This is a genomic window from Pseudomonas sp. TWR3-1-1 (genome assembly GCF_049896545.1).
GTDB lineage: Bacteria > Pseudomonadota > Gammaproteobacteria > Pseudomonadales > Pseudomonadaceae > Aquipseudomonas > Aquipseudomonas weihenstephanensis.
Genome location: NZ_JAFCUO010000030.1, coordinates 1 through 2305 on the forward strand (window position 1 = coordinate 1; position 2305 = coordinate 2305).

Genomic DNA, 2305 nt, shown 5'->3' on the forward strand with positions numbered 1-2305 from the left:
CGCATCATCGAGGATTTGTCGGCTGCCTTTGAACAGGTGCGCAATGGTGCGCACGTTTGCGTTTTCAAGGCCGAAAGTGAGGTCGCTGTAAGGCTTGGCCAAGCCCTCGCCGACAATGGTGGCATTGTTGGTGAAGCCGGTTTCGCGCACGTATTCGACGGCGTTGGCACCGGTGGTGCCCGGTGCGACGAGGTCACGAATGGTCAGACGGCGCTGCGGGGCGAGGATCACACCAACTCGGTCCGGCGCAACCAGTGCGCCGCCCGATCCAGGCGCGGAGGTAATGGCCGCGCGCGGCACTTCAACACGGCGCGAGCCTCGGAAAGAACTGGTCACGCCTTCTTCGCTCATTTTGGCGGCGACCAGGTGCCCGGCTGTTTGCTGGATCTCCGGTTCGTGACGCTTGCCCGCGTTGACCAACTTTTGCTCAGCGTCTTGCATGCGCGCTTGCAACTCGCCCTGCTTGCTGAGCAACTCGTCGACCTTGGCCCGGGTTTCGGTCTGCATGTCGCCGGAGTGCTTGATTTCTTTTTCCGTGCGCTCGGCATAGGCCTTGATCTGGTCGCCCACGGCCTTGAGGTCTGCTTGGGTTTGTTTCTGTGACGCTTCGATTTTGGAGAGGTCTGGCATGGTGGGTACCTGCTGAAACGAAAAAACCGCCATCAGGCGGTTGGGGTTTAAGGAATGTGGATCAGCGCGTCGGAATCAGGCCGATCAAGGACGAGGCTTGATGGGCAGTCTCTTCGAACGCGCACATATCGAGGGCAGCGCTGAGCGTACCCAACGGGACAGCCCGGGGCGTGTCGCTTGCAACAGCGTTTGGCGTGTTGCTTTTGATGCCTGCAATCAGCTTGCGCCGCTCGCTGCGGGGCATGCCGGACTTGGCCAGCGCCGCGTCCAGTTTTCGGGAGGCATGGGCTTGGGTCAGGGCGTCATCGGGGGCTTCTTTGACCTCATCAGCGGCGATCAACCCGGTGGCGAAACCCTTTTCAAGGGCGCTGCTGCCACTGAGGTAGGTTTCGGCGTCCAGCATGGCCTCGATGTCGTCTTCACTTTGCCCGCTGGTGTCGGCGTAAAGCCCGATCATCGCCTTGTCGAATTCTTCCATCTGGTCGGCAGCTTCGCGCAGGCCGTGGCGGTTGGCGGCCAGCCAGGTCCAGCAGTTGTGGATCATCAGAAACGCGCTTTTGGCGACCTCGCGGGTGCTGCCCGCCATTGCAATGACTGACGCGGCCGAGGCCGCCAGGCCCAGCACTTTGACGGCGACCGGTTGCGAGTGTTCGCGCAGGCGGTTGTAAATGGCGATGCCTTCAAACATGTCGCCGCCCGGTGAGTTGATGTACACCGTGACCGGTTTGTCGCCGATGGCGCGCAGGGCTGAATCAATGCGTTTGAGCGTGACGCCCTCACCCCACCAGTCTTCACCGATCACGCCGTACATGGTGATGGTGTCTGTAGCCGTTTCTACGGCGGCCCGCAGGTCGGGGTTCCACATATCGAGCGCGCGCGGGCTGATTTCGCAACGCAAGTCGCGATTGGCTTGGATCTGCATGATTCACTCCTGAGCGGTCGTTTCTGGCTGTTGTAACCAGTTCATCAGGGCCGCTCTTGCAGCTTGCCCGTCGTTGGATTGGCCAAGTTGGTCAATCGGGGAAAGGTTGGTTTGCACCGTGAGCACGTCAGCGTTGCCGCCACGGCGCGGCAGGTTCTCTTTGCCCCGGCATTCGTCGCGGGTCATGATTCCGTTTTGTGTCATTTGGCTGTACCAGGCCGCCCGCCCTGCGGTGTCCGCCTTGAGGAAGGCTTCTAGCGAGAACTCCGCGTAATGGGTCACGCGCTCTACCGGGGTCAGCAGCCGTTTGTTGACGCACTGTTGGATTTGCGAGGTGAGTGAGCTGATGCAGAAGGTCAGGAACGCGATCATCTGCTGTTCAAGGCCAGTGCCCCAGTTGCTGCCGGAATCGGTTTTGCCCACCATCCACGGCGGCACGCCAAACCAGCGGCAAATCTCTTCGATGCTGAAGGTGCGTGATTCCAGCAGTTGCGCATCTACGGGGTCGATGCCGATGGACTCAGGGGTAATACCCTGCTCCAGCACCGGCGACTTACCCGCATTCAGTGCGCCTGCCACCTCTTTGATGTATTCGCGGAATTCGGCTCGTTGGTCAGGGCGCAGTATCCGGTCGACCTTGAAAGCAACCGAAGGCAGCAGACCGTTTTTGAACGTGCTGTTCGCGGCATCATCCGCCGACATCGCGGAGCCGAAGACATTGGCACCGTAGCGAATGGCCGACATGCCGACCCG

At 60.8% G+C, this 2305-nt stretch carries 3 protein-coding genes; all 3 read right to left on the reverse strand.

Features of this window, described 5'->3' with window-relative positions; all coding sequences use genetic code 11:
• Positions 1-630: phage major capsid protein (locus ACP7A4_RS22905; protein WP_426248484.1), on the reverse strand; the 630-nt coding region annotated here is incomplete at its 3' end.
• Positions 631-691: 61 nt separating this feature from the next.
• Positions 692-1552: a head maturation protease, ClpP-related gene (locus tag ACP7A4_RS22910; protein WP_426248485.1), complete on the reverse strand. Its 861-nt coding sequence runs from the start codon at positions 1550-1552 to the stop codon at positions 692-694.
• Between the two features lie 3 nt (positions 1553-1555).
• A partial coding sequence (locus ACP7A4_RS22915; RefSeq protein ID WP_426248486.1) for a phage portal protein occupies positions 1556-2305 on the reverse strand: 750 nt, incomplete at its 5' end.

Bases quoted from the DNA above. Each gene is read 5' to 3' on its own strand.
- ACP7A4_RS22910 (WP_426248485.1), bottom strand. From the start codon at position 1,552: ATGCAGATCCAAGCCAATCGCGACTTGCGTTGCGAAATCAGCCCGCGC.